At 50.9% G+C, this 1,912-nt stretch carries 2 protein-coding genes and 1 pseudogene; 1 reads left to right on the top strand and 2 read right to left on the bottom strand.

The features are described 5' to 3' along the window. Positions 1-841: PLP-dependent aminotransferase family protein (locus J5224_RS26005; protein ID WP_264628078.1), on the top strand; the 841-nt coding region annotated here is incomplete at its 5' end. 134 nt (positions 842-975) lie between these two features. On the opposite strand, the gene cydX is transcribed toward J5224_RS26005, so the two are convergent. Together cydX and cydB are read right to left on the bottom strand one after the other, a co-directional pair. After that, positions 976-1,080 carry a cytochrome bd-I oxidase subunit CydX gene (cydX, locus tag J5224_RS26010; RefSeq protein WP_264628079.1) on the bottom strand — a complete coding sequence of 35 codons (105 nt, stop codon included), beginning with the start codon at positions 1,078-1,080 and terminating at the stop codon, positions 976-978. Positions 1,081-1,099: 19 nt separating this feature from the next. Next, positions 1,100-1,912, bottom strand: a pseudogene (cydB, locus tag J5224_RS26015) (cytochrome d ubiquinol oxidase subunit II); the annotation flags it as partial.

The raw sequence follows: 1,912 nt of genomic DNA on the forward strand, positions 1-1,912 counted from the left end.
ATCGCCGGCCTTTTACGGTGCATTGCAGGCCATTGAACGTTTCAAGCTTAAAGCGATTGCGATAGCCACCGATCCGCAACACGGAATAGACCTTGATGCGCTGCATCAGGCGTTGAATGACTATCCAATAAAAGCCTGTTGGCTGATGACCAATTTTCATAATCCGCTCGGCTGCACGCTATCATGGGATAATAAACAGCGGCTAGTGGCGATGTTAGAAAAATACGGTGTGGGATTGGTTGAAGATGATGTTTACGGTGAACTGTACGCTGGATTACAACGGCCGTTACCCGCGAAGGCATTAGACAAAAAAGGCATGGTCCTGCACTGCTCTTCATTCTCCAAAAATCTGATGGCGGGATTCCGCATCGGTTGGGTGGCGGCCGGCCATCATGCCAAGAATATCCAGCGCTTACAGCTGATGAGCACGCTCTCTGCCAGTGCCCCCATGCAGTTGGCTATCGCGGAATACCTTGCGACAAGCAGTTATGACAGCCACTTGCGTCGTCTTCGCAAGGCATTGGAACAACGTAAATATGCTGCGCTCCAATCGCTCCAACGGCATCTCCCTTACGACGTTAACCTTTATCCTTCGCGCGGTGGTTATTTCCTGTGGTTAGAATTGCCCCCAGGCCTCAGCAGTACTGCGCTTTACTGGCAAGCGTTAGAGAAAGGGATCAGCATCGCGCCCGGAAAAATGTTCACAGCGGGTGACAAATACGATCGCCATTTCCGCTTGAATGTATCCTATGAGTGGGATGAGCGCTGCGAGCAAAGTGTAAAGGTATTAGCGGCACTCATTCAGCAACAAATAAAGGCTATGCACAAGACGAAAATATAGACCGCCATAGGTAATGCTATAAATCTGCTCGCAGCGCTGTGATACTAAATAGCGATTGAGCAGATTTACCTTACCAATAAGCATAACAATGAGATTATTTCATCAGCCACACCAGGTGTCGCTGCCTGATATTCTCATCGGGTGCCGTTCTCCCCGTCTTGATGCTCTACCGCCAGCGCAGTAATCAGCGAGAACGCACAGGCTAGCATCGTGCCAAGTATCCAGGCGAAGTACCACATACTTACTCTCCTTAACATGTTAGTAAGCGGAATGCTTATTCTCTTCCATATAACGCGCATCAATCCGCCCGAACATCTTGTAATATCATCCAGGCCAATATTGTCATAACCTGAAGCGTCAGTTGACTCGACGTGGCATCCCAAATCGTCAGGCTGACGTTAGGGGCAAGACTGGAAGGCATCACGAAGGGAAATAACGTGATTCCTGCCGTCAGGATCACACTGACAATCGTTAATGACGAGGTGAGAAAACCCCAGCCACAGCGGTTTGCACGTGACAACAGCATAGTGAACCAGGGCAGAATCACACCCAGCGCCGGGATCGACCACAGCGCAGGATACGCGGTAAAGTTGGTTAACCAGGCGCCGGCTTGCTGAATCACCACTTTTCGCAACGGATCGGAAGGGGCGGTTTTGTCCAACGTTGAGGTAATAACGTAGCCATCAATGCCCATGATGACCCAAAGACCAGCCACTAAGAATGCGACGCTGGTCAGCACGCTGACGGCCTGCGCGGTTTTTTGTGCACGGACCTGAAGGGTCTGCGTGGTACGCATTTGCAGATAAATCGCACCGTGAGTGATAAGCATCGCTACACTCACCAACCCGGCCAGCAGCCCAAAGGGGTTAAGCAGACCGAAAAAGCCGCCGTGATAAGTAAGCCGTAAATAGTTATCCACGTTCAACGGTACACCCTGTAGCAGATTGCCAAAAGCGATACCGAACACCAGCGCAGGCACGAAGCTGCCAATAAAAATGCCCCAGTCCCACATCCCACGCCAGCGCGCATTTTCCAGCTTGGAGCGGTAATCAAAACCAATCGGGCGGAAGA

Source organism: Candidatus Symbiopectobacterium sp. NZEC135, assembly GCF_025962695.1.

Bases quoted from the DNA above. Each gene is read 5' to 3' on its own strand.
- cydX (WP_264628079.1), bottom strand. From the start codon at position 1,080: ATGTGGTACTTCGCCTGGATACTTGGCACGATGCTAGCCTGTGCGTTC.